The following is a 1,517-nucleotide window of genomic DNA, read 5'->3' as shown; positions in this document are numbered from 1 at the left end:
AGCTGATCGCGTCCAAGGCGGCAGCAACCGGCGAGATCATCCAGCTGCATGAGCTCTACGCCTTCGTGCTGGCCTCGCAGGAGGTCCTCGACGATGCGCCGCGGCTGCAGAACCGGATTTTCAACCAGGCCGCCAATGCGATCCGCTGGAAGGCTTTCGAGGCTGTCATGACTGGCGACGGCAAGGGCAAGCCGCTCGGCTTCATGAATTCGCCGGCGCTGGTGACAGTCGCAAAGGAAGGCGGTCAGCAGGCCGACACGATCAACGTCGCGAACGTCCTCAAGATGTATTCGCGTCTGCTGCGGATGGGCGGCCGGCCGATGTGGCTCGGCAATTCCGACATCCTGCCGCAGATCGGTCAGCTGACGATCGGCAACGTGCCAGCCTGGCTGCCGTTGAATCAGCCGCTCGCTGGCGCGCCGGATGGTGGCGTTTTCCTCGGTCGGCCGCTGATCTTCAACGAGCATAGCCCGACGCTCGGCGATGCGGGCGACCTGACCTGCGTCGACCTCACGGGCTATGCGCTCGCAACCAAGGCGGGCGGCGGCATCGACTTTGCTGCGTCGATCCATCTGTTTTTCGACTACAACCTCGCGGCTTTCCGCTGGATCTTCCGTGTCGGCGGCCAGCCCTACCTGTCGGCGCCGGTCGCGCCGGCCAAGGGTCCCAATACCAAGTCGCATTTCGTCACGCTCGAGGCGCGCTGATCGAGCTCGATCTCGTCGGACACTAACGGCGCGCCGGCCTGACCTGGCCGGCGCGAGTAACGGCCGCGTTCCTGTTTCCCGAAACCATGAGGAGTGCAGATGCACACCAATCTCAAGCCGTCGCAGCGCGTCAGCGTCGTCGACTCGATCAACCCGCAATCGGCCAATGCCGTGCAAACCACGGGCTGGATCGATGCCGGCAAGTTCCACAACTATATGGCCGTCATCTCGCTCGGCGCGCTCGGCGCCGCTGCGACCGTCGACGCCAAGATCCAGCAGGCGACCTCGGCCGCCGGCGCCAATGCGAAGGACATCGCCGGGAAGGCGATCACGCAGCGCACGAAAGCCGGCGCCGACGATAACAAGCAGGTCCTGATTAACCTCAAGCAGGAAGATCTCGACATCAATAACGGCTTCGGCTTTTTCCAGGTGTCGGTAACGCCGGCCGTCGCCGCCAGCTTGGTCGGCTGTTCCGTGCTCGGTTTCGATGCTCGGTACGGCTTCGCAACCGACAATGACGCTGCATCCGTCGCCGAGTTCATCGGCTGATCTAGCCTCGCGCCTCGGCCGCCCCTGGCCGAGGCGCTTTTCCTTTTTCCGGCAGGGCTTCCCGACATGCTCCGCATCTCTCAGCGTCCGGCGGGCTATCCCGTCACACTCGACGAGGCCAAGGCGCAGCTGCGCGTCTCGAATACGAAAAACGACGCTCTGATCTCCGGCTTGATCGGCGCGGCAACGGGGCATTGTGAGGCGCTTGTCCAGCGCGCATTTGTCCCGCGGACGTTCCAATGGGTGCTGCCGTGCTGGCGG

General features: G+C 64.2%; 3 protein-coding genes. All 3 read left to right on the top strand.

Annotation, left to right across the window (positions count from 1 at the left end; all coding sequences use genetic code 11):
- The coding region (locus tag AC628_RS41355) for a phage major capsid protein (RefSeq protein ID WP_143202101.1) at positions 1-707 on the top strand (707 nt) is incomplete at its 5' end.
- Between the two features lie 99 nt (positions 708-806).
- Entirely contained in the window at positions 807-1,256 is a 450-nt protein-coding gene (locus tag AC628_RS41350) for a hypothetical protein (RefSeq protein ID WP_074132542.1), read from the top strand.
- Positions 1,257-1,322: 66 nt separating this feature from the next.
- On the top strand, positions 1,323-1,517 hold a 195-nt coding region (locus AC628_RS41345), incomplete at its 3' end, for a head-tail connector protein (RefSeq protein WP_143202100.1).

The sequence above is a fragment of the Bradyrhizobium sp. NAS96.2 genome, assembly GCF_001908235.1.
GTDB lineage: Bacteria > Pseudomonadota > Alphaproteobacteria > Rhizobiales > Xanthobacteraceae > Bradyrhizobium.
Note: the sequence above shows the minus strand (reverse complement) of the source record. Positions and strands in the feature narration are given on the sequence as shown.

Bases quoted from the DNA above. Each gene is read 5' to 3' on its own strand.
- AC628_RS41350 (WP_074132542.1), top strand. From the start codon at position 807: ATGCACACCAATCTCAAGCCGTCGCAGCGCGTCAGCGTCGTCGACTCG.